This window comes from Agromyces ramosus, assembly GCF_004216665.1.
Classification (GTDB): Bacteria; Actinomycetota; Actinomycetes; order Actinomycetales; family Microbacteriaceae; genus Agromyces; species Agromyces ramosus.
Map to the genome: position 1 here is coordinate 499,612 of NZ_SGWY01000001.1, position 22,735 is coordinate 522,346.

Consider the following 22,735-nt stretch of genomic DNA (forward strand, 5'->3'; position numbering starts at 1 on the left):
GCACGGTTCACGGATGTCGCACGACCACGGCTTCCCCGAGCACGTGCACGACGGTCCACTCCGGCCCCTGCCCGCCCTCGGCCGCCGCGAGCTCGTCGGCGCCCACGCGAACCTCCCGCGGATCCCGTGCCAGCCCCGTCCCGTGCGCCTTCAGCACCGCCTCCTTGATCGTCCACGCCCGAGCGAGCGTCCGGCGTCGCACCGCGTCGGGCAGCGTCGCCGCGAAGGCCCGCTCGTCGTCGGCGCACATGCGGCGCACGAGTGACCGGCGACCGAAGGCCGCGAACGGCTCGTCCTCGACGTCGACGCCCACGAGCCCCTCGGCGGCGACCCCGACCAACAGGGTGCCGGCGCCGTGCGAGATGCTCACGTCGATGCCGCCCCCGCCGAGCAGGACCGGCTTGCGGTGCGTCGCGACGGTGGCGAATCCCGGCCACTCGACGCCGAGCCGGGCCGTGACGAGTTCCCTCACCCAGCGCCGGCCGACCCGGCGGCGCCGATGGAGCTCGGCGACGCGCACCTCGTGGGGACCGGCCGCGGCGACAGGTGGCGGGGCCGGATCCTCCGCCGCGCGCCAGTCCCCCCGGCGCCAGTGGACGCCCGTGTCGGTCACGCCCTCGACGGGCGGAGCCGGCGTCCGGGGTGGGGCGTCGACTCGGGTCACGCCGCCGCCGCGAGCCGGCCGGCGATGCCGTGGGCGAGCGACCTGATCGTCGGGTGGTCCCAGACGATCGTCGGGTCGACCTCGAGGTCGAACCGGTCCTCGATGTCGCCGCACAGCGTCAACGCGTACACGGAGTCGAGGCCGAGCTCGGCCAGCGGCGTCTCGGGGGTGAACGATCCGATGTCGACCTTTCCATAGGCCACGACGCGGCCCTCCAGCCAGGCCTCGATCGTCGATGCATCCGTGTTCATCGGACGTCTCCTTCCTTCGGCGCGGGGTCGCGCGCGTCGTCTCGGGTCGAGATGGTCAAGCGGATGCCGCGATCGGTGCGGTCCACGGCGTAGGCGACGAGGCGCTCCACCAGCTCCGGCTCCAGGGAGCCGGCGCGACCGGCGAGCCGGTCCTCGACGCGACGGAGGCACGCCTCGCGGACGAGCGGATCCGCCGTGATCGGATCGCCCTCGCGCTCGGCGCACACGCCCGCGAACGCGCCCGCGGCGAGCAGGAGCGTGAGGCGATGCAGCGGCACGGCCCACTCGGCCGTGTCCGTCGACGGCTCGGGCGCCCGCGCCACGACGAGGTCGAGCTCGTCGCGGGCGGCGTCGAACGCGTCGGCGAGGCGGTCGAGCACCGCGAGGTGCTGGCCGTTCGTCCCGAGCGCTGCGCGAACCCCGGGATCGCGCAGCGCGGCGCCGAGCACGTCGCCCGGGCCGGCGTCGAGCCCGAGTCGATCGAACGCGAGGGGGCCGAGCGGCGCGCCGAGCCGGAACCACGCGCGGTCGGCGGCCGCGATGCCACGCGAGGAGTCGAGCCATCCGTCGAGTCCCGCCGCGATGGTGCGGAGGCAGGCGTCGGTGCCGTCGTGGCCGATCGACAGCACGGCCACGTCGCGGAGGAACTTCTCGAAGACGTCGTAGGGCTCCACGCGTGCGTAGAACGTGGAGCCGAAGAGCACCGACAGGTCCTGCATCGCCGACGAGAGCAGCTGCGGCACCAGGTAGCCGCTCGCGGCCGTGGGGACGAGGCAGTCCTCTGGCGCGACGTGCAGGCCGCGCACCACCACCGAGCTGAACGCGTCCGCGAGGAGGAAGTCCGCGATCGCGCCCGCGAGGAGCGCGCGCGACTGCGGGAGGTCGAGCACGGAACCGCCGTAGAGCGACCGCTCGCCGGCGTACCGGACGGCGAGCTCGAGCGAGGAGTCCACGGTCGCGACGGCGAGCGCCGGGAGCACCGCCCGGGTCACCTGCGACGCGATGCGGGCGGTCGGCACTCCCGTGCCGGGCGGTCCGACCGTGCGGCCGACGGGCACGGGCAGCTCCCGGAACTCGGCCGCGCCGAGGCGTCGCCCGCGCGTGCCGCCGGTGAGCACGCGGCGCGCGGTGTCGACGTGCGGGGCGGCGACGGCATCCCGGTCCCAGAGCAGGAGCGAGTGGCTGCGCGGCCCGGACCCGGAGCCGGTGCGGGCCAGGATGAGCATCGACTCGGCTCGATCGGCGTTGTCGACGACCTGCTTCACCCCGCTCACCAGCCAGCGATCGCCGTCGAGCGCCGCGGTGCAGGCCACGTGCTCGAGGTCGCCGCGGTCGAGCTCGTCGAGGCCGGCCGCGATGCGCTCACCGCGCAGGAGGCGAGCCGCGACGGCCGCCTGCTGCGCGGGGTCGCCCGCGATCCAGACATGCGTCGCCGCCGTGAGCGTGGCGACACCGTGGCCGAGGCCCAGCGACGGATCGCGGCGGAAGACCGGGCGCCAGCGATGGACGAGCTCCTCCGTGGACACCCACCGGCCGCCGAGCGCTGCGGGCACGAAGTCGGCGGCCGCGCCCCACTCGTCGAGCAGTGCCTCGGCGGCGGTGCTCACTCGGCGCGCCTCGTCGTCGGCCACGATCGACGCGTAGTCGAACGGACCCGTGGTGCGTGGGTCGCCGAAGCGCACCTCGAGGTCGTCGGGCTCGCGGACCCGCGGTTCGGCGTCGACGCGCGGCCGGCTCACGGCGCAGCCTCCCATCCCTCGAGCACCGAGAGCCGGCGACCGTCGCGGGTCGCCTCCAGGGCGAGGTCGCCGAGCAGCGAGGCCGACGCCGACGCCGACGCCGCATCCAGCACGCCGAGGCGCACCGCGATCCGGTCGAGCATGGCGCGCAGTCGGGCCTCGGATGCCGCGCCGGCGGCATCCGGCCCCCCGAGCTCGACCGCGATCGCGCACGAGGCGCCGAAGCAGAGCGCGATGCGCTCGGCGAGCTCGAACGACCGGGCGCTCGGCATCGCCGCACGCGGCGCGCCGGCGGCGAGGTCCACCACCCGGTCGAGCTCCGACGCGATCCGCCGGGCGGGGCGGGCGGACTCGCGCGGCCCGAGCAGGTCGACGAGCCCGGGCAGGGCACGGAGCAGCCGGGACCCGCGACGGGTGACGAGCCGCAGCCGCCCGGGATCGAGCCATCCGTCGGGCGCCGCGTCGTGCCGCATGGACGCCACGACGAGCGAGGCGTCGACGGGGTCGTCGGGCCGCGCGATCGTGCCGAACTCGTTGACGATCATGTTCAGGTTCACCATCGAGTTGCCGTCGAAGATGCCGACCACGCGATTGTCGCGGGCCACCTTCTGGAAGCCTCCCGCGCCCGCGACGCCGAGCAGCTGCGAACGCTCGCCGAGGAACGGCGCGATCTCGCGCACGAGGAGGTCGACCGTGTTGGGAACGAGGAACTTGGCGAGCGAGCTCACGAGCGCCATCTCGTGCGTGGCGTGGTGCATCTCGCGTGCCGCCGCGACCATGACCGCCTCGGCGAGGAGCCCGTCGGCGACGGCGGTGCCCAGCGTCGACCGGGTCGAGGGTCGGCGGGCGGGTGGGCCGCCGACGGCGGGCGAGGTCACCGCGAACTCGAGCGCGACCCCGATGGCGTGGTCGGCCGCCCCGACCGAGAGCGGCGTGGTCAGCGGGCGGGTGAGCTGCAGGCTCTTCAGCACCGTCTCGAGGCCGTGACCGGGCTCCCCCACGAGCATCTCCGGGTCGACGACCGCGCGGCGCATGGCGAGCCCGCTGATGTCGGCGCCGCGCGTGCCGTGCGTGGCGACCTTCGGCAGCGTCGTGAGCGTGGCCGCGTCCACGCGACGCTTGTCGACGAGCACGAGCGACAGCGATCTCGGGCCGGGCTGGTCGGAGCTGCGGGCGAGCACCGTCATCGCGCGTCCGCGCGTCGCGTTGTTGATGGGCCATTTCTCGCCGTCGAGCACGACGTGGCCGCCGATGCTCGCGGTGGTCGCCGTGTTCGAGAGGTCCGACCCTCTGCCCCGCTCCGTCAGCCCCCACGAGACCGGACCGCCGTCGAGCACGAGCTCGGCCATGGTTCGGGCGATCGGGCCGCCCGTGATCCAGGCGCCGACCGCCCCGAGGAAGGTCACCCCGTGCGCCACCGCGACCGTGAGGTCGCGTCGCGCGATGCTCCGGATCATCAGCATCGGCACGAGGAAGTCGCGGAGCTCGCCGCCGTGGGCCTCGGGCACGTACCACCGCTGCAGCCCCAGCTCGTCCACCGCGGCGATCGCGTCCGCCGGGAACTCGCGGCGCTCGTCGAGGCCCACCGACCGGTCGACGGGAATGACGGATGCCGCATCGCGCGGATCCCCGAGGTGCCGCTCGAACTCGCGCACGACGCGTCGCGCCGCCCGAACCGTCGGGGCCTCGTCGAGCACGGCGTGGTCGGCGGTGCTCACCGCGCGCCCGCCCGTTCGAAGCCGAGCGTGAGCACGGTCGCGAGTCGATCGTCGGCCAGGAGCGACCGGGTGAGGCTCCGCTGCACCTTGCCACTGGTGGTGCGCGGGAGCGTGCCCTTCCTGATCAGCGCGACGCCGAGCTCGGGGAGCTGGAACTCCTCCGCCACCGAGCGCCGCACGCGCTCGGCCAGGTCGCCGAGGTCGTCGGGCGAGACCCTCGCCGTGTCGACCTCGGCCACGAGCCCGACGAGGGGCTGCGCGACCGTGCCCTCGAAGGCGGCGCTCAGGCATCCGGAGTGCAGCAGCCCCGCCGCCATGCCCTCGAGGTCCTGCGGGTACAGGTTGCGCCCGCGGATGATGATGAGGTCCTTGAGTCGTCCCGTGATCACGAGCTCCCCGTCGACGAGGACGCCGAGGTCGCCGGTCCGCAGGTATCGACGGCCGTCGGGATCACCCGGGATCGTGGCGGCGAAGGTCTCCGCCGTGGCGTCCGGCCGCTTCCAGTACCCCTGTGCGACGCTCGGGCCGCGCACGAGGATCTCGCCGATCGAGCCCGCCGTCGCCCGCTCGCCCGACCGCGGGTCGACGATGACGACCTCGTGGCCGCCGGCCGGCGGACCGCACGACACCAGCTCCACGGGTCGTCGGCCGATGGACGCCGGTACGAGCTCGCCGCGCTCGATCGCCGCCGAATCGGCCTCGACCGTCGAGACCGCTCCCTCGCGCACGCTCGCCGTGACGAGCAGGGTGGTCTCCGCCATGCCGTACGCGGGGATGAACGCCCGGGCCCGGAAGCCCGCCGGGCCGAATCGCCCGGCGAACGCCGCGAGCGTGTCGGCGCGCACCGGTTCGGCGCCCGTGATGACGCCCTCGAGCGACGACAGGTCGAGCTCGCCGACCTGTTCGTCGGTCACCAGCCTGGTGCAGAGGGCGTACGCGAAGTCGGGCCCGACGGTGTGCGTCGAGCGGTGCTGGGTGATCAGTCGGAGCCAGAGCAGCGGCCGCCGGAGGAACTGGCTCGGCGAGGTGAGCACGCTGTCGGCGGCCACCGACACCGGCTGCAGCAGCTGGCCGATCAGGCCCATGTCGTGGTAGTGCGGCAGCCACCCCATCGTCCGGGACTCGCCCGTGATCCCGACGGCTCCCGCGATGGCCGCCTCGTTGGCGACGAGGTTGCCGTGGCTCACCATGACGCCCTTCGGCACGCCGGTCGACCCTGAGGTGTACTGGAGGATCGCGAGCGAGTCCGGCGTGATGGGCGGTGCGGTCCAGTCGTCGACGACCCCCTCCAGGGCGGTGATCGGCACGAGGTCCGCGCCCGCGAGCGTGCCCGACGGCTCCAGGCCCAGCGACCGCAGCGCGGTGGGGTCGGCGAGGATGAGGCGACTCCCCGAATCGGCGATGATCGCCTCGAGGCGACGCAGTGCGACGTCGGGCTGCCGCGTCGCCGCGACGGGGACCGGGGCCGCCACGAGGCCGGCGTAGAACGTCGCGTACAGCGCCCGGATGAACTCGAGGCCCGGCTCGAAGGCCAGCACCGCGACCTCACCGGGAGCGTGGCCCAGCGCGGCCAGCGCCGCGGCATCCGCCCTGGCCTGCCGGTCCAGTCGCGCGTAGGAGGCGAACGCGGACTCCGTCGGGTTCGCGTAGAAGCGGAAGCCGCGCGCGTCTCCTGCGGCGACGGCCGCAGTCCGCATGGCGTCGAGGAAGGTGCTGTTCGCGGTCACGCCGGATCCCTCCGCTGGTCGGCAGGGCTCGGGGCGCCGACGCGCCCGTCCCCCCTTCGGTCCGGCGAGCCTACGGCCCGCAGTTGAACGGGGAGGGCGCGTGGTGTTGCGACCGTGTTACAAGTCCCTGCGTCCTACCCCCAACTCGGGGGCGGCGTTCGCGGTCGCCCCTGTTACCTCCCGGTAAACAATCCCCCGCACGACGGCCCCGGCGTCCGGTCGCCGGATACGCTGGTCGGGCTGGCGACTCGGCCGACGGCGGACCCTCGGTGACGGCACACCGGCTCGGGGGCGCGGTCACCGAGGTCGGCGACCGGGGAGGGCGGACGTGAACGGACTTGACCTGCTCCTGCTGATGCAGCGGGCACGCGACGCGGCCTTCTCGTGGATCGCCGGTACGGGCTTCGCGCGCTTCGGTGCGCGGACGCGGATCCTGCTGCCGTTCCGGGTGGGGAACGCGGATCGCATCGCGATCGGCTCCGACGTGCTGATCGGACCGGGCTCCTGGCTCATCGTGCCGCGCCTCGACGAGCCCGGCCCGGTGATCGTCATCGGCGATCGCGTCCGCATGAACGAGACCTCGATCTCCGCCGTGCACAGCGTCGTGATCGAGGACGGCGTGGCGATGGCGCGCGGCGTCTACATCTCCGACCACACGCACGGGTTCGACGCGCCGGACACGTTCATCAGGGACCAGCCGCTCGCCAGGGTCGCGCCGGTGCGGATCTGCCGGGGCGCGTGGCTCGGCCAGAACGCCGTGATCATGCCCGGCGTCACCATCGGCGCCGGCGCCGTGGTCGGCGCCAACTCGGTCGTCAGGGAGGACGTGCCGCCGCGCTGCGTCGTCGCGGGCGCTCCCGCCCGACTCATCCGGCAGCTGGCCGCATGACGGAGCAGACCGGCACCGGCTCGGTCCCGGCCCAGGTCGGGGCCGGTCCTCGCCGCGCCGCCGACTACGTCTTCACCTTCAGCTACGAGACGTACTCCGACGCCGTGCGTCGCGGCATGATGCGCCCGCCCGACCGGATCCTCGCGAGCCTGATGCGGAGCCCGGAGGTGCGCCGCCTGCTCGTGGCGAACCCGTTCCGGTGGCTCCCCAGGGTCGCGGCGACGCCGCTGCTCGACCGCGACGCGCGGTTCCCCCCGAGTGGGCGGATGTCGCTGCATCGTCCCGTGCGGATGCGCCGCGACGACCCCACCGACGTCGGCGCCCTCGACGCCGCTTACCGCGGCTACGACCGCTCCCTGCTCCGTGCCGCCCGCCGGCTCGAGCTGGTGCTGCCGTACGTGCTCACGACCAATCCCCTCGTCGCCGGATTCGCGCCGTTCGACTGGGCCTCCGAGGTGACGTTCTTCGCGCGTGACGACTGGTCGAGCTCCCCGGCGCGCGAGGCGTACTGGCCGGCGTATCGGGCGGCGTACCGCCGGATCTCGGAATCGGGACGGCCGGTCGCCGCCGTCTCCGAGGAGATCATCGATCGGATCGCCCCGACCGGCCCCAGCGCCGTCGTGCCGAACGGCGTCGAGCCGTCGGAGTGGCTCGGCCCGCCGCCGCCGGCCCCCGCCTGGCTCGACGCGATCCCGGGTCCACGGGCGGTGTACGTCGGCACCCTGGACTCGCGTCTCGACGTGCCGGGGATCGTGGATCTCGCGATTCGCCGCCCCGACCTGCAGGTGGTGCTGCTCGGCCCGCTGCCCGACCCCGCGTACGTGGCCGAGCTCCGCCCGCTCCGCAACGTCCACCTGCACCCGAGCGTCGCTCGTGCCGAGCTCGTCGCGACGCTTCGCAACGCCGACCTCTGCCTGCTCGCCCATCGCCGCACCCCGCTCACCGAGGCCATGAGCCCGCTGAAGATCTACGAGTACCTCGCGGCCGGGATCCCGGTCATCGCCACCGATCTGCCGCCCGTGCGGGGCATCGACGAACGGGTGCTGCTCGCCGACACCGTCGGCGAGTTCGCCGACGTCGTCCCGATGGCGCTCGCGCTCGACCGCGCGGACGAACCGCGGCGCACCGCCTTCATCGAGGCGAACTCGTGGGCGGCGCGACACGAACGGGTCTTCGCCCTCGCACGATCGTGAGGTGCTCGCCGTGCGCGTCACGAGCCCGCCGGGGAGCCTGTGCGCCGCCGGATCGGCCCGCTGCCCCCCGAACGGAGGGGGCACCCACCCGAATGTGTCGGCCGTGTATCGGTCACCTGAAGAGCCTGTGAATTGCACCTCCGGGCGCTATCGCGGGGATCCGACGTCTGGCTAGCATCGCCCCAGAGGACGATCGACCGCGGCACCGGGGAGGGCCGCGGATCCCCCGACGGGACGTGGACACCACGTCGATCGCACTCGCTCGAGTTCACAGGCGACGACCGCCTGCACCACTGCCAGCATTCGGCCGGGCAGGGTGGTCGCCCCCTCCGACCGCTCGTACGAGCCGTATGGGCCGCCACGGAGGGGGAACGATCGTTGACCACTGAAGCAGACAGCAGGTCGATCGCGGGCTCACCCGCGGAGCGCCTGCTGGACCGCGCGGCATCGGTCGGGGCATCCGTCGGCCAGCGCGTGGCCTCGCAGCCGCGCAAGCTCGGTTGGCGCCACCGGCTCGTGTTCGCCCTCACGGCGACGGATGCCGCGGTCATCGTCGTCGCGCTCCTCGTCGCGCAGTTCGTGCGATTCCGGACCACCGCGCTCGGTGCCGCGACGCCCCAGGCGGACGTCGCCTACCTGTCGCTCGGCGCGACCATCGCGGTCGTCTGGGTGGTCGCCCTCTCGGCGACGAGGTCCCGGCTGATCCGCAACATCGGCACGGGCACGGTCGAATACCAGCGCGTGGTGAACGCCACCCTGATCACCTTCGGGACGCTCGCCGTCGTGGCCTTCCTGCTGCAGCTCGAGATCGCGCGCGGCTACCTCGCGGTGGCCCTGCCGCTCGGGCTCGCGCTGCTGCTCGCGGGCCGCGTCACCTGGCGCTACCTCCTGCACCGGATGCGTCGTGTCGGCCGCTGCACGACGGGGTCGATCATCGTCGGCCGGCCGGACGACGTCGCGCGCGTGGTCGACGAGCTCCGTCGGCAGTACCGCGTCGGCTACCGCGCGATCGGCGCCACCTTCGCGGGATCGGCGCGGACCCGCCGGTCGCAGGAGATCGACCTGCCCACGGTGGACTTCGCCGACCTCGCCGCGACGTCGAAGCGCACGAGGACGCGCGCGGTGATCGTCGCCGGCGACCTCCCCGGCGGGAGCGCCACCATCCGGCGGCTCGGGTGGGAGCTGGAGAACTCGAACACCGAGCTCATCCTCGTGTCGCGCCTCACCGACGTGGCGGGTCCGCGCATCCACCTCCGGCCCATCAACGGCCTGCCGATGGTGCACGTCGACCTTCCCCAGTACTCGGGGTTCGGGCACGCGGTCAAGCGCAGCTTCGACATCGCGGTCGCGGCCGTGGCGCTGCTCCTGCTCGGCCCGATGATGGCGGTCATCGCCGTCGGGGTGCGCCTCTCCGGAGACGGGCCGGTGCTCTTCCGGCAGGAGCGCGTGGGCGCGCACGGCACTCGGTTCACGATGCTGAAGTTCCGGTCGATGGTCACCGACGCCGAGGCGCGACTCCTCGACCTGCAGGATCGCAACGAGGGCAGCGGCGTGCTGTTCAAGGTGCGGGACGATCCGAGGGTGACGCCGTTCGGACGCGCGCTCCGGCGGTATTCGCTCGACGAGCTCCCCCAGCTGTGGAACGTGCTCGCCGGCTCGATGAGCCTGGTCGGGCCGCGGCCGCCCCTTCCGGACGAGGTCGAGCGGTACGAGGAGGACGTGAATCGCCGGCTCCTCACCAAGCCCGGCATCACCGGCCTCTGGCAGGTCAGCGGCCGGTCGGACCTCTCATGGGACGAGAGCGTGAAGATCGACCTCTACTACGTCGAGAACTGGTCGATCACGGGAGACCTGGTGATCCTCCTGAAGACCGTCAGGGCCGTGGTCGGGAGCCGCGGCGCCTACTGAGCTCCCATGGGGCGCTCCGATCGGAGGACGGCATGGCGGGTCTCATCGTGCAGGAGTGGATCGAGGAGTCGGGCGGGGCGGAGCAGGTGCTCGAGGCCATGCGCGTCGCCTTCCCGGAGGCACGCGTCGCCTGCCTCTGGAACGACGATCCGGGACGGTTCGCGCCCGATGCCGTCGACGAGTCCTGGCTGGCCCGCACGCCGCTGCGCGGCCGCAAGGCGCTCGCCCTCCCGCTGATGTCCGGGACCTGGCGCCGGGGCTGGGGCTCCGCCCAGGCTCCCGACTGGGTGCTGGCGAGCAGCTACGTCTTCGCGCACCACGCCGGCTTCGGCACCCGCGCCGGCGTGCCGAAGTTCTCCTACGTCCACACGCCCGCGCGCTACCTCTGGGAGCCCGGGCTGGACGGCCGCACGGCCCTGCCGCTCATGGGTCCGCCCCGCGCCTGGCTGCGCGGCGTCGATCGACGGGCGGCGCCGCACTCGGGCTCGCTCGCCGCCAACAGTGCGTTCGTGCGGGACCGGATCCGCCGCGCGTGGGACCGGGACGCGCGGGTCATCCACCCGCCGGTCGACGCGGCGGCGATCGCGGCGGTCGGCGCGTGGGCCGAGCGCACGACGTCCGCCGAGCAGGCGGTCCTGGCGGACCTGCCGGACCACGGATTCCTCCTGGCGGCCTCGCGCCTCGTCCCCTACAAGCGGCATGCCGCGGTGCTCGACCTCGGTGAGCGGCTCGGCCTGCCCGTCGTGATCGCGGGCGCGGGTCCGGAGCGCGAGCGCCTCGCCGCCCTCGCCGCGGACGCGAGCGTGCCGGTGCACGTGCTCGGGCGCGTGTCCGACGAGCTCATGCGCGCCCTCTTCCAGCGTGCGCTCGCGCTCGTCTTCCCGCCCGTCGAGGACTTCGGGATCATCCCGGTCGAGGCGATGGCCGCCGGATGCCCCGTGATCGTCAACCGCGTCGGCGGCGCCGCCGAGTCCGTCGTCGACGGCCTGTCCGGCGTCCACTACGACCCCGACGACCCAGCGGGCTTCCGCGCCGCCGTGGATGCCGCGAGCGGGATCGATCCCGACGCGGCCCGACGGCGTGCCCTCGAGTTCGACACGGCGAGGTTCCTCGACGAGCTGCGCGACTGGGTGCTCGGCGGCGACGATCAGGCCGTCGCCGGCACGCGGCCGAACAGCGTCGCCTCCGCGGCCGGGTAGCCCCGGCGCCAGTCCGCCCTGCGCCGCCACACGGTGCTCCACGGCGCGCGCGACCGGCGGGTGACGGTCTCCAGCGCGGCCCGGATCCCCACGCCCGCGACGAGCAGGCGCACTCCGATCGCGGCGCGCACCGGCGTCCACGTCTTGCGCAGGTGCGTGACCTTGCCGGCCATCACCATGCACCCCTTCTCGCCGCCCGCGTCGCTCGAGCCCCCGACCTCGTGCACGATGACGGCATCGGGCACCACCACGCGACGCATGCCGGCGCGGCCCGCGCGCAGGCTGAACTCGGCGTCCTCGCCGTAGAGGAAGTAGTCCTCGTCCATGCCGCCGAGGCGTTCGAAGTCCGCACGGCGAACCAGCAGGAGGCATCCGGTGATGATCGGCACCTCCCGCACGGAGTCCCGGTTCCATGCGCCGAGGGACTCGGGATCGAAGAACGGCGAGCGCTTGAACGTCGTCGAGAGCATCGTGGCGAACATCGTGAGGGACCACAGGCTGGGGGCGCCCCAGCAGGAGCTCGGGTCGACGCTGCCGTCGGGCCGCAGGGTCCGCCCGCCGAACATCCCGAACTCCGGGTGCGCGGCCGCGAAGTCGAGCAGCGCTCGCAGGGAACCGGGGAGCACGATGGTGTCGGGGTTCAGCAGCAGGAGCCAGGTCCCGCTCGCGGCGCGCGCGCCGAGGTTCACGCCGCGGGCGAAGCCCAGGTTCTCCCCCGCCTCGATCGCCACGACTCCGGGGAACCCGGCACGGAACGCGGGAACGCTGCCGTCCGACGAGCCGTTGTCGACCACGATGAGCTCCAGGTCGACCGTGGCGGCGGTCTGGAGCACCGATCGCAGGCACGCGGCCGTGGCATCCCTCGTGTTGTAGTTCACGACCACCACGCTCAGTTCGGGCACGTTGCGTCCTTCCGGTCTCTGCGGGCTCGGCGGGCTGCGTGGCACGTCCACGGTCAGATGGTCACGGGCTCCAGGTCGTCACGGCGCGAGACCCGCCACCGCGAGGCCTCGCGGAGATCGTCGTAGGTGATGTCGTCGGCCGGGCAGACGACGGCGAGCCCGCGTTCCGCGAGGAAGGCCGCGAGGTCGTCCTGATGCGAGTCGATGTGCTCCCCGTGGTCGACCGATCGCGCGGCGAGCACCGGCACCTTCCCGGCGCTGAGCGCCGCGAGCGCGGTCCCGGTCCCCGCGTGCCCGATCACCACGTCGGCAGCGGTCAGCTCGGCGGAGAGGGTCGCCGACGGCACCGACGCGATCGCGTCGATGCCCAGGCCGCTGGCGTCCGTCGAGCCCGTCTGCCAGAGCACGCGGGTGTCGTCGGGGAGCGCGCGATGCGCGGACTCCACCAGCCGACGGAATCCGAAGTCGCCGTTCCCCCCGACGGTGACGACCGCGCGGGTGATCGGCCGCTCTCCCACGGGCTCGACCTTGAAGCCGTCGAACACCGAGAGGGCGTACCGCCACCGGCCCGAGGCCCGGGACGGGTACTGCACGTACCGGCGCACCGACGGGATGTGATCCACCAGCTTGCCCGTCGTGGAGAGGTCGGTGACGCGGGTGGCGCTCTCGACGTAGCTGAACGGCACGCGGTGCAGCAGCGCGGGGATGAGCGCGGAGAGCGCGATCTGCGCCCCCGAGCTGACCACGCGGTCGATCCGGTGCTCGGCGAACGCGCGCTGGGCCACCCGCGTGTCGCGGAGCACGCCCACCGCGTCCCGCGGCGGTCGCGTCGGCACGTGGTAGACGTGCTCGCCGTCGAGGAGCGAGCGGCTCTGCGCCGTGTCGTCGGTCATCCAGACGACGTGGTCGCCGCCCGTGATGCGGGGAGCGAGCATGTGGAGTTGTGCGAGATGGCCTCCTGAGATGGCCACGAGCATCGTCGTCATTCCGATCCCCCTTCGAGTGCACCCCACGCGATCTCGGCGATCGCGCGCTGTCCGGCGATCGACGGATGGAAGAAGTCGATCGCCGAGATCTCCTCGCCGCTGAAGTCGTAGGCGAAGACCGCACCGCCGTCGTCGATGCAGCGCTCCGCGGCGGCGCACACCCGCACGATGGCCGCGTTGAACTCGTCGACCCGTGCGGCCACCGCGTCGCGTCGTGCGTCGGCCTCGGCCGAGTCGTCATCGGCCGCACCGAGCAGGTTCGAGCACGACGGGCTGCTGTTCCACGCCTGCACGGCCTGCGGGTTCGTGCGGCCGATCTCCCAGAGGTGGTGGAGGTCGGGGATGGAGAGCACGAGGATCGTCGCATCGGGCGCCTCGACGTTCAGCCGCCCGAACAGGGCGGCGAGGCCCGCCTCGTAGTCGGCCGCCGGCGTCATCTCCTCGAGGCTCGGCGCGCACGCGTCATTGCCGCCGAGGAGCACCGTGACGAGCTGCGGCCGCGCCCGGATCACCTCGTCCGCGAGGCTGAGCGCCTCCCCGACGTCGCCGCCGTCCTTCGCGGCGTTGACGACCTCGGGTTCGGCCCCGGATGCCGCGGCGAGCCGCATCGCGATCGATCCGACGGCCGGGTCCGACCCGCCCGCCCACGAGACCTCGGCGCACTGCCCCTGCTCGCCGCAGGCGTTCACCCCGAGCGACATCGAGTCGCCGAGGATTCCGAGGGCGGCCACCTCGGCCGCGGCGGCCGGCGGCTCGAGCTCGGTGAGATCGGGCTCGGCGGCCGACGAGGCCGCGCAACCGGCCAGCAGTCCCGTGACGACGAGTGCGATGAGCGCCCGGCCGCCCCGCCCGTGCATCGGTGCTCTCCTCATGATTCCGCCTTCCGCTCTCGCATGACCGCCGCGTCGTCGCGGATGACCTCGTCGACCTCACCGGTGGCCGGCTCGGCCGACGCCTCCGATGCACCCGGCGTGGTGGCCGATTCGCCGGGTGCGGCCCGCGCCGGCTTCCGCACCTGCTTCACGAAGCCGGCGATCTGCGCGAGATCGCGTCGATAGGCCGGGATCGCGAGGCACGCGAGGAACGGCACCGCGCCGGCCGCGACTCCGAGCGTCAGCTGCACGATCGCGGGAAGTCCGTCGGTGGCGCGCTGGACCGCGGCGGCGGCGGCGTAGCAGAGCGGCGCCAGGATGAGCGGCCGGAGGATCGGCATCAGGATGTCGCGCACCCGCATGAAGGTGCCGGAGGTCGCGTAGTAGAGCTCCGGCACGAGGAGCGCCAGCGAGAGGAGCCCGAACACCAGCGCGAGCCCCTCCGTGCCGGCCCACCAGATGCCGAGGAAGTAGCCGGCGATGAGCAGCGGACGCGTCACGACGAAGAAGACGAGCTGCCGGTGCGCGCGCCCGAGCGTGATGTAGAGCCATCCGAGGACGCTGCCGATCGACTGCGCGACGCCGGCGATCGCCAGGATGCTGAAGATGGTCGCCGCCTCCTGCCAGCCGGGTCCGAGCAGGATCGCGATGAGCGGTGCGGCGACCGCCGCCGCCACCGCGTACACGGGGATGGTGAGGTAGCCGATGATCATGAGCGCCCCGCGCGTGTACCGCCGATAGCGCTCGGGATCGTCCTGCAGCTTGCTCAGCACGGGCAGGGCGACCCTGCCGAGGGTGCCGTTCAGCTGCTGCATCGGCAGCAGGTAGAGCGCGTATGCCCGCGAGTACTGTCCGAGCGCCGCGGGCCCGAGCTGCTGGCCGATCACCACGTTGTCGAGGTTCTTCGTCGCGTAGTTCAGCAGCTGGACGCCGAAGATGCTGCCGCCCGTCGTCACGAGCGGGAGCACCTCGCGTGAGATGTGCGGCCGTCCGAAGCGGGGCCGGGTCCCCACCCACAGCGCGACGAGTCGGTAGACCTGGCCCGACCCCGACATCACGACGAGCGACCACACCCCCCAGCCCAGCGCGGCGGTGGTGATGCCGAGGCCGACGCCGACCAGCATCGACACGACGTCGATGCCCGCGAGCGTCCCGAACCGGAGATCGCGCTGCACGCGCGCCTGCATCGGCATCGTGAGGCCGTTGATGAGGAGGATCGGCGCGATCGCGAGCGTGAGCGGTATGAGCCGTTCCTCGTCGTAGAGCAGGGCGATGAGCGGGGCCGACGCCGCGATGAGCAGCATCAGGCCGATCCCGAGCGCGACCGAGAGCCACATCACGCTCATCCACATGCGATCGCTGAGCTTCCTGGACTGGATGATCGCACCGGTGAGCCCGAAGTCGCGCACGAGGTCGGCGACGCCGACGATCGCGGTGACCATCGCCACGAGACCGAAGTCGGCGGGTGAGAGCAACCGGGCCAGCACGACGGTCGAGGCCAGCTGGATGAGCGTCTTGCCGCCGAACCCGCCCATGGTCACGAACACCCCACGCGACGACGTGTGTGCGAGCCGGTCGGTCGGCGGCGCGCTCATGCCGTCACCCGGGTGGTGTCGTCGCGCGCCCACAGCGGCTCCGTCTGCTCGGCGACCTGCCTGCGGGCGGTGAGCCTCGGCAGCGTCGACGTGATCGAGTAGACCGCGAACGCCGTCCAGAGGTCGGGCCGGACGAGGACGCGGCGCACGAGGTTCGCGGCCCGCGCTCCACCGGGTGCGGCGCCCGCGTGCTGGAGCTCGCCCGGGAGTTCGAGGTTGCCCCGCGCGATCCGCGTCGAGCGCCGCAGGTGGGCGCGGAGGGTGCGGGCGCTGCGCACGGTGAAGGCGTGGTCGTCGAGGGTTCGACGCTGGCGCGGGTGGAACAGCTGCTGGACGAAGCGGTCGTCCGCGATCACCCGCGGCCAGCGCCCGAACCGGCGGCGTCCGTCGGCCGACAGGGCGTAGACGCCGGAGCCGATGTGCCCGGTCCGCCGGTAGTCGGTCAGCTCCCAGATGCGGTAGTGCTGCCGCACAGCCCAGGCCGCGCCGACGGCGTCCACCTCGAGCCGCGGCGAGGCGACGAGGGCCCCGCCCGGGCGTTCGAGCTCGTCCGCCAGCGCGAGCAGCGCCGCGACGCCGAGCACGACGTCGGCGTCGACGTAGGCGCGCGGGAACACGGTCGCGGCCTGGTCTCCGGCTTCGAGCGCGGCGATCTTCGATGCCTCGTCGATCACGACCACGGTGACGGATGCGCCGTACGACGCCGCCACGCTGGCGGTCGCGTCGGTGCATCCGTTCGCCACGACGACCAGCTCGAGCTCGTGCCCGCGGGGATCGGTCGTGAGCCCCTCGAGCAGCCGCCCGATGACGCTCGCCTCGTCGTGCGCGGGGATCACGACCGACATCCGGGCCCTCACCGGGTCACCCCCACGGCGTCGGCCGGCGCCGCCGGCCCTGCTGCCGTCCCGGCTTCGGACCCGACCTCCCCCGCATCCGACGGCTCCGCCGCGGCGCGCCTCGGCGCCTCCGTGAGCAGCCAGGCGCCGGCCGCGAGCAGCATGCAGAGGATGAAAAAGGTCTGGAAGAAGCCGAACGCGTCGTAGAAGAAGATGGCCGCGATGTATCCCGAGATCGCGATCGCGATGGTCAGGGCCAGTGCGGCATGACGGCGCTCGGCCGCCTGCGCGAACGCGAACCGCAGCAGCATGATCGGCGGGACGAGGAGGAACACGGCGAGGCCGATCGCGCCGAGCGCGCCGGTCTCCATGAGGGTGCCGAGGAACTGGTTGTCGAGGATGAACGCGTTCGCCTCGTCGCCGATCACGATGCGGCTGCCGAACCCGCTGCCGAAGAACGGGCGCTGGGCGACCTCCCGCAGCGCCGGTTCGAGGTCGGCGAGGCGACCCGCGCCGCCCATGCCCGCCGAGGTGTACTGCGAGGCGACCAGCGAGTCGACATCGAGGAACGACAGCACCATCTTGTCGAAGACCTTCGGCACGACCACGGCGGCGAGCAGCACCATCGGGAAGGCCAGGGCGAAGAGGATCCCGGCGACCCGGGGGTGGAACACCAGCGTCACGAGGAACATGACCCCGAGCACGACCACCGCGGTGCGCGAGATCGCGGCCAGCACGCCGCCGAAGAGCATCACCACCGCCCCGGCGTACACGAGCCGCCGATTGATCGCGTTGGACGGCCACCCGGCGTACTTCGCGAGGTAGACCGCCAGCGGGATCAGCAGGCAGAGCGCCACGGCGAGTGCGATCGGATGCTGGGCCGACCCGAACGCCCGCGCGACCCCGGCACGACTGACATCGCCGCCTTCACGCAGCAGCGTGAGCGGGAGCACGTTCCCGAGCATCAGGAACACGTTCGTGCGCGAGACCCGCTCGATGACCGCGAAGAACGAGACCACGACGCCCGCCCACGTGAGGAACGTGACGAGCAGCATCACGTCGCGCTCGCCGCGCAGCAGCTGGCGGAAGGCGTAGAACACCGACAGCATGAGCAGCAGCTGGGTCATGCCGCCGATGGCGGTCTCCACGAGCCCGGCGTTCGCGAGCTCCATGCCGTTGACGACGAACGACACGGCCACGGTGACGAGCAGGATCGCGATCGGCACCCCGAACGCCACCGGCCGCCACCGGAAGTCCGGCTGCGTGAGGAGCGCCACGAGGAGGGCGACGAGCACGATGATCAGCACCAGCCGGTAGGGCTCGAGCTGGAACGGGAGCGGGATGGGGATCGCGTAGCGCCGCGCCGGCACGAACATGATCACGCCGGCGAGGAGGACGATGGCCGTGCTCCAGGCGAACACGACCCGTCGGAGGAGCACGAGCAGCGCCAGGACGAGCAGCGCCGCGCCCGCGATGAGCGGCGGCAGCAGCACCACCGCGGCGAGCAGCGCGACGGCGAGCACGCCCGCAGCCGCGAAGACCCTGCGCCGGCTCACCCCGCGGGGCTCGGCCGATGCACCACCCGGAGGGGTGGCGGCATCCGCCGGGCTCGTGGTCTCGCCGGCGACCCCCGACGCGCCGTTGAGGACCGTCATGTGGTCGCTCAGTCCGTCCGCGGACCCGAGCCCGCGCCCACGAGTCGGCGCTCGGCGTCGTCATCGTGCTCCGACGAGGGCGCCGGCGCGTCGATCGACGCCTCCGCGGCGCCGGCCTCGGTCGGCGGGGCGTCGGCGGCCTTCCTGCCGCGTCGACGCGGGGTCGCCCGCCGCTTCTCGCGGCCCGAGCGGATGCCGCCGAGGATGAGCGCCAGAGCCACGAACGCGAGGAACACGGCGACGCCGGTGATCACGATCGGGATCGCGGGGTTGCTGGTGTCGCCCTCGACGGCCGCGTTGCGGGCGAGCACCTCGAGTTCGACCCGGTTCTCGGGCGGGATCTGATCCGCGTCCTGCTCGGCGGTGACGTACCCGAGGAAGGCGTCGGTCGCGGCCGCACTGATGTCCTCCGCCCGATCCTCCGTCGCCGCGGTCCCGACGATCTCCAGCACCGGGAGCTTCAGGGATCCGGGGAAGCGCTCGTCGCCGGCCGGCTGGGTCGTGCGCCGGATCGCGGTGATCGACTCGGTGTCCTGGTCGAGTGCGCCCACCTGCGAGACGACCTGATCCTCGATCGTCTGCCCCGCCACGAGGTAGGCGTAGATCTGGGCGGCCTCCGAGAGGTCGAGCGGCTCCGGCGGGGTGACCCCCTGCTCGACCGTCTGCGCCGGCAGCTGCGCCTGGTAGAGCGTGTCGCTCGGACTCGTGACGAGCACGGTCGTTCCCGCCGTGTACGACTTCACCGCCCGTGACTCGACCTGTCCGTTCGTGATCGTGAACCCGGCGAAGAACGCCGCCGCGATCGCGACGACGAGCCCGAATGCCAGCAACCACTTGTAGCTCCAGAGTGTCTGGAGGTACTTCGGAGTCTCCATGGCGTTCCCCCTCTTCTGTGTCCCGTCGGCTCTCGGCTGACGGGGCGTCGGCGAGCGCTCCCGTCCCGATCGCTCGGTCCCGGTGCGTCATCGCCAACGCGAGATTGAGGAACACTCCGTCAGACTCATCGTGGGGGTGGATTGTTAACTCCGGCCCCGGTCTCTGTTGCGGGCCTGTTAACTCTGCGCGTCAACACGTCGACGTGCGTTGTGCACCCGAAGGTCCGCCCCGAAGGTTGGAAGGACACATCTCTGCGTCACGGGGGTCCACATGGCTTCGACGGGGTCGGCGAGGGGCGGCGGACGGATCTCGATCCTGTACAGCTTCCCCCACGCATTCGGCGCGCCCGGCATCGGGTGGACCGCGTGGAACCAGGTCAACGAGCTCGTCCGGGCGGGCCACGAGGTGCACCTGGTCGCCGCGAGCATCTCGCGCCCGGTGCCGGGTCTCGCCTCCGTCGCGACGTCGCTCGCGATCGCGGGCCGACGCGTCCCCCACCGCGTCATGGGACGGGATCGGGCGCTCGCCTGGCACGATCGCGTGGCCGCCAGGGCGGTCCTCCGGCACCCGCTCGGTGCCGTCGACGTGGTGCACGTCTGGCCGCTCGCCGCGACCCGCACCATCGACGCAGCCCGTCGTCGTGGCATCCCGTCGTTCCGGGAGGTGCCGAACACCCACACCGCGAACGCCTACGAGGTCGTCGCTCGCGAGTCCGCGCGGCTCGGCCTCACCCCGCGCGCCGGGGCGTCCCACACCGCCGACCCTCGACGGCTCGCCACGGAGGAGCGGGAGTGGTCGACCGCGACCGGGCTCCTCGTGCCCTCCGAGGCCGTCGCGGCGACGTTCCTCGAGCGCGGGTACCACCACGCACGTCTCCGCCGGCACCGCTACGGGTGCACGCCCGCCGCGCCGGTGGTCCGACGCGAGCACGGCCGAGCCGGCCTGACCGCGGTCTTCCTCGGCCGCGTCGAACCGCGCAAGGGCCTCCACCACGCCCTCGACGCCTGGATCGCGTCGACCGCCAGCCGCGACGGGCGACTCCTCGTCTTCGGGGCCGTCGACGCCGAGTACCTGGCCGTGGTCGCCGACCGCCTCGCGCACCCCGGCATCGAGCTGCGCGGGGTGACGCCGGCTCCCATCGAGGAGCTCGCGCGCGCCGACGTCCTGCTCCTTCCGAGCCTCGAGGAGGGCAGCGCCCTCGTGACCTACGAGGCCCAGGTCGCCGGATGCGTCCCGCTCGTGTCCAGCGCCGCGGGCGCGCTGCTCGACCACGACGTCCACGGCCTCGTGCACGAGGCGGGCGACGTCGACGCCCTCACCGCCCAGCTCGACCTGCTCGACCGGAGCCCGGAGACCCTCCACCGGCTGCGCGACGCCGCCATGTCCCACGCACCCGAACTCAGCTGGGAGGCGGCCGGGCGGAGCCTCCTCGCCGCCTACGGCCGCAGCTCGGCCGGCGAAGCAGGCGAGGAGGCGCATGCCGACGCCGCGTGACCTCGCCGTGATCGTCTGCACGCGCAATCGTGCGACGATGCTCGCCGATGCCCTCGCCTCCATCGTGGCCGCGATCCCCGAGGAGGTCGAGGTGGTCGTGGTCGACTCGGCCTCGGAGTCGTCGGCGACCCGCGAGGTCGTCGCGGCGTCGCGCGCGTTGTACGTGCGCAGCGACATCCGGGGCCTGTCGATCGCTCGCGACGTGGGACTGCGCACCACCGACCGCCCGCTCGTCCTCTTCACCGACGACGACTGCATCGCGGTGGACGGTTGGATCGATCCCGTGCTCGATCGCTTCGCCGATCCGACGGTCGGCGCGGTCACGGGGCGGATGCTGGATCACACCCTCATCGGCCGCGACGCCCCGGCCGCATCCCTGCGGCGCTGCACGCGCACGGTCGAGGGCCTCGACGCCGGGCACGGGGCCGTGATGGCGTTCCGGCGGGAGCTCGTGCTCGAGCTCGGGGGCTTCGACCACGTACTCGGAGCGGGCCGCCGTCTGGCGGGGGCCGAGGACCTCGACATGTTCTGCCGCGTCCTCGACGCCGGTCACGCGATCGTGCACGATCCCGCCTGCGTGGTCCATCACGTGAACACGCGCGACGGCGACTCGTACACCGCCCTCCACCTCGGCTACGGACTCGGCCTCGGCGCCCTGTCGAACAAGCTCGTCCGGCTGCGCTTCTGGACCGGGGTGGCGATGCTGGCCGTCCTTCTGAAGCGCACCGTGGGACGCGCCATCCGCCACGTCCGCGATCCGCGCAGGGGCGCCGCCGACCGCGCCATGCTCCGCGGCATCCGCCAGGGCTTCCTCGCAGGCGCCCGCCTGCGGATCACGGGAACGACGTTCATCGACGAGCATCCACCCGAACCGACCCCGGTCGACGCACCGGTCGACCGAGACACCGGGAGGACGCGATGAACGCACCCCAGCCCAAGGCCGAACTGATCCGCACCCTGGACGAGAAGTTCGTGGCGAACGCCATCGCGTTCGAGGCGATGATCGCCGCAGCGGCCCTGCTCGTGGAGGGCGGGCTGCTCCGGCGGCCCGACGGCGCGATCGACCTCGAGGGCATCCGTGCCAGGTTCGAGGCGGTCACCTGGCACGTCCCGGCGATGCGGCAGCGGCTGGTGCCGACGCCGCTGCGCGCGACCACGCCCGCCTGGGTGCCCGTCGCCGACCTCGACGTGGCACGCCACGTGACGCTGCACCCGACCGTCGAACGCGACGACCCCGACCGGGTCGAGGTGCTGACGGGTCGGCTCAGCGGGCCGATGGACCCGTCGCGGCCCCTCTGGGACATCCGGATCGTCGAGCTCGACTCCGGACGAGTGGCGGTCGTGGGCCGCTACCACCACGTGATCGGCGACGCGCTCTTCGGCCTCCGCATCGGCGAGGTCGTCGCGGGCACCGAGTCGTCGGCGGCGATCCCCGAGGTGACCGACGCGGAGCGGGAGGCGCTGGGCGTGGCTCCGCGCACGGGCTTCGGTATCCTCGCCATCGCGTTCCGCGCGTGGCGCGGCCGGCAGCAGGGCGTCCGCGGCGCCTGGCACGAGTACTGGCGCAAGCCGTTCACCCGTCGCCTGCGGCGCTGGGGCGGACGGGTCATCCGGCCGGTGAAGAACGCCGTCATCGCGCGGTCGGGCGAGGCGACGCGAGTGCTCGTGCCCCGGCACTCCCGCTTCCTCGAGGTCGACCTGCAGCCCGTCGCGAAGCACGCGTACCGGCTGGGCGGCACCGTGCACGACCTCACCGTCGCCGCGACCCTGCGCGCGGCAGCGGCCGCAGAGCCCGATCGCGAGACGGTGTCGCTGCTCGTGCCGATCTCCCGCCGCACCGCGGCGGACGCGGACGTGCGGAACCACATCAGCATGGCCAAGGTCACGGTGCCCGCATCGGCGCCGATGGAGGAGCTCGTGCCCGCCGTGCGGGCGCAGGTGCAGGCCGCGGTGCAGGATCCCACGCGTCGCGACCTCGGCGAGCGCGACTGGAGCGGATACGCCACGTTCGTCACGTGGGGGCGGCAGCAGCGGTACGTCGGCGACGCCGCGATCGAGTCGGTCACCGGGTGGCCCGCCGGTGATCCGCGTGACGACATCGCCTGCCTCTCCTGCCACTACGGGACCCGCCTCACGATCTGCGTGACGACCCGCGCGACGACCGACATCGACCGCGTCATGGCGACGATCGCGGAGTCGTTCGCGGTGCCCGTCGGCGTGGCCGGGTGAGC

19 protein-coding genes are annotated in these 22,735 nt (G+C 73.1%); 7 read left to right on the forward strand and 12 right to left on the reverse strand.

Annotated elements, in window-relative coordinates; translation table 11 throughout:
• Nucleotides 1–7: 7 nt before the first annotated feature.
• Genes EV187_RS02300 through EV187_RS02320 form a run of 5 tightly spaced genes read right to left on the reverse strand, consistent with a single transcriptional unit; the run spans nt 8 to nt 6,099 of the window.
• Nucleotides 8–664, reverse strand: coding sequence for a 4'-phosphopantetheinyl transferase family protein (locus EV187_RS02300; protein WP_165391074.1), 657 nt, complete (start codon nt 662–664; stop codon nt 8–10).
• Entirely contained in the window at nt 661–915 is a 255-nt protein-coding gene (locus EV187_RS02305; RefSeq protein ID WP_130351412.1) for an acyl carrier protein, read from the reverse strand. The genes EV187_RS02300 and EV187_RS02305 overlap by 4 nt, the downstream gene beginning before the upstream one ends.
• Nucleotides 912–2,654, reverse strand: coding sequence for an acyl-CoA dehydrogenase family protein (locus EV187_RS02310; RefSeq protein ID WP_165391075.1), 1,743 nt, complete (start codon nt 2,652–2,654; stop codon nt 912–914). Before EV187_RS02310 ends, EV187_RS02305 begins: the two co-directional genes overlap by 4 nt.
• Nucleotides 2,651–4,372, reverse strand: coding sequence for an acyl-CoA dehydrogenase family protein (locus tag EV187_RS02315; protein WP_130351414.1), 1,722 nt, complete (start codon nt 4,370–4,372; stop codon nt 2,651–2,653). The genes EV187_RS02310 and EV187_RS02315 overlap by 4 nt, the downstream gene beginning before the upstream one ends.
• A complete protein-coding gene (locus tag EV187_RS02320; RefSeq protein WP_130351415.1) occupies nt 4,369–6,099 on the reverse strand; it encodes a fatty acyl-AMP ligase in 1,731 nt (576 codons plus the stop codon). Before EV187_RS02320 ends, EV187_RS02315 begins: the two co-directional genes overlap by 4 nt.
• 328 nt (nt 6,100–6,427) lie before the next feature.
• Here EV187_RS02320 and EV187_RS02325 point away from each other — a divergent pair, with 328 nt between their 5' ends.
• The 4 genes from EV187_RS02325 (at nt 6,428) to EV187_RS02340 (ending at nt 11,288) form a co-directional block, all read left to right on the forward strand.
• Complete coding sequence (locus EV187_RS02325) at nt 6,428–6,988, forward strand: acyltransferase (protein WP_130351416.1); 561 nt, start codon at nt 6,428–6,430, stop codon at nt 6,986–6,988.
• The gene (locus tag EV187_RS02330; protein WP_130351417.1) at nt 6,985–8,181 is read left to right on the forward strand and encodes a glycosyltransferase; all 1,197 of its coding nucleotides are present in this window, start codon (nt 6,985–6,987) and stop codon (nt 8,179–8,181) included. The genes EV187_RS02325 and EV187_RS02330 overlap by 4 nt, the downstream gene beginning before the upstream one ends.
• Nucleotides 8,182–8,559: 378 nt before the next feature.
• Entirely contained in the window at nt 8,560–10,089 is a 1,530-nt protein-coding gene (locus EV187_RS02335) for a sugar transferase (RefSeq protein WP_165391076.1), read from the forward strand.
• Between the two features lie 32 nt (nt 10,090–10,121).
• Nucleotides 10,122–11,288 (forward strand): glycosyltransferase, encoded by a 1,167-nt coding sequence (locus tag EV187_RS02340; protein ID WP_130351419.1) that lies wholly within the window; start codon nt 10,122–10,124, stop codon nt 11,286–11,288.
• Here EV187_RS02340 and EV187_RS02345 read toward each other — a convergent pair.
• Genes EV187_RS02345 through EV187_RS02375 form a run of 7 tightly spaced genes read right to left on the reverse strand, consistent with a single transcriptional unit; the run spans nt 11,237 to nt 19,009 of the window.
• The gene (locus tag EV187_RS02345; protein WP_207221710.1) at nt 11,237–12,190 is read right to left on the reverse strand and encodes a glycosyltransferase family 2 protein; all 954 of its coding nucleotides are present in this window, start codon (nt 12,188–12,190) and stop codon (nt 11,237–11,239) included. The genes EV187_RS02340 and EV187_RS02345 overlap by 52 nt on opposite strands.
• Before the next feature lie 53 nt (nt 12,191–12,243).
• Nucleotides 12,244–13,176 carry a glycosyltransferase gene (locus EV187_RS02350; protein WP_130351420.1) on the reverse strand — a complete coding sequence of 311 codons (933 nt, stop codon included), beginning with the start codon at nt 13,174–13,176 and terminating at the stop codon, nt 12,244–12,246.
• Nucleotides 13,173–14,048 carry an SGNH/GDSL hydrolase family protein gene (locus EV187_RS02355; RefSeq protein WP_130351421.1) on the reverse strand — a complete coding sequence of 292 codons (876 nt, stop codon included), beginning with the start codon at nt 14,046–14,048 and terminating at the stop codon, nt 13,173–13,175. The genes EV187_RS02350 and EV187_RS02355 overlap by 4 nt, the downstream gene beginning before the upstream one ends.
• Nucleotides 14,045–15,643: a lipopolysaccharide biosynthesis protein gene (locus EV187_RS02360; protein ID WP_130351422.1), complete on the reverse strand. Its 1,599-nt coding sequence runs from the start codon at nt 15,641–15,643 to the stop codon at nt 14,045–14,047. Before EV187_RS02360 ends, EV187_RS02355 begins: the two co-directional genes overlap by 4 nt.
• On the reverse strand, nt 15,640–16,488 hold the full coding sequence (locus tag EV187_RS02365) for a glycosyltransferase family 2 protein (RefSeq protein WP_130351423.1): 849 nt from the start codon (nt 16,486–16,488) through the stop codon (nt 15,640–15,642). Before EV187_RS02365 ends, EV187_RS02360 begins: the two co-directional genes overlap by 4 nt.
• 8 nt (nt 16,489–16,496) lie before the next feature.
• Nucleotides 16,497–18,134 (reverse strand): O-antigen ligase family protein, encoded by a 1,638-nt coding sequence (locus EV187_RS02370; protein WP_130351424.1) that lies wholly within the window; start codon nt 18,132–18,134, stop codon nt 16,497–16,499.
• Nucleotides 18,135–18,142: 8 nt separating this feature from the next.
• Nucleotides 18,143–19,009 carry a hypothetical protein gene (locus EV187_RS02375; protein ID WP_130351425.1) on the reverse strand — a complete coding sequence of 289 codons (867 nt, stop codon included), beginning with the start codon at nt 19,007–19,009 and terminating at the stop codon, nt 18,143–18,145.
• Between the two features lie 271 nt (nt 19,010–19,280).
• On the opposite strand from EV187_RS02375, the gene EV187_RS02380 reads away from it, so the two are divergent.
• Genes EV187_RS02380 through EV187_RS02390 form a run of 3 tightly spaced genes read left to right on the forward strand, consistent with a single transcriptional unit; the run spans nt 19,281 to nt 22,733 of the window.
• Complete coding sequence (locus tag EV187_RS02380) at nt 19,281–20,504, forward strand: glycosyltransferase family 4 protein (RefSeq protein WP_130351426.1); 1,224 nt, start codon at nt 19,281–19,283, stop codon at nt 20,502–20,504.
• Nucleotides 20,488–21,426, forward strand: coding sequence for a glycosyltransferase family 2 protein (locus tag EV187_RS02385; protein WP_130351427.1), 939 nt, complete (start codon nt 20,488–20,490; stop codon nt 21,424–21,426). The genes EV187_RS02380 and EV187_RS02385 overlap by 17 nt, the downstream gene beginning before the upstream one ends.
• Entirely contained in the window at nt 21,423–22,733 is a 1,311-nt protein-coding gene (locus tag EV187_RS02390) for a wax ester/triacylglycerol synthase domain-containing protein (protein ID WP_130351428.1), read from the forward strand. Before EV187_RS02385 ends, EV187_RS02390 begins: the two co-directional genes overlap by 4 nt.
• The last annotated feature ends 2 nt before the right edge of the window (nt 22,734–22,735 follow it).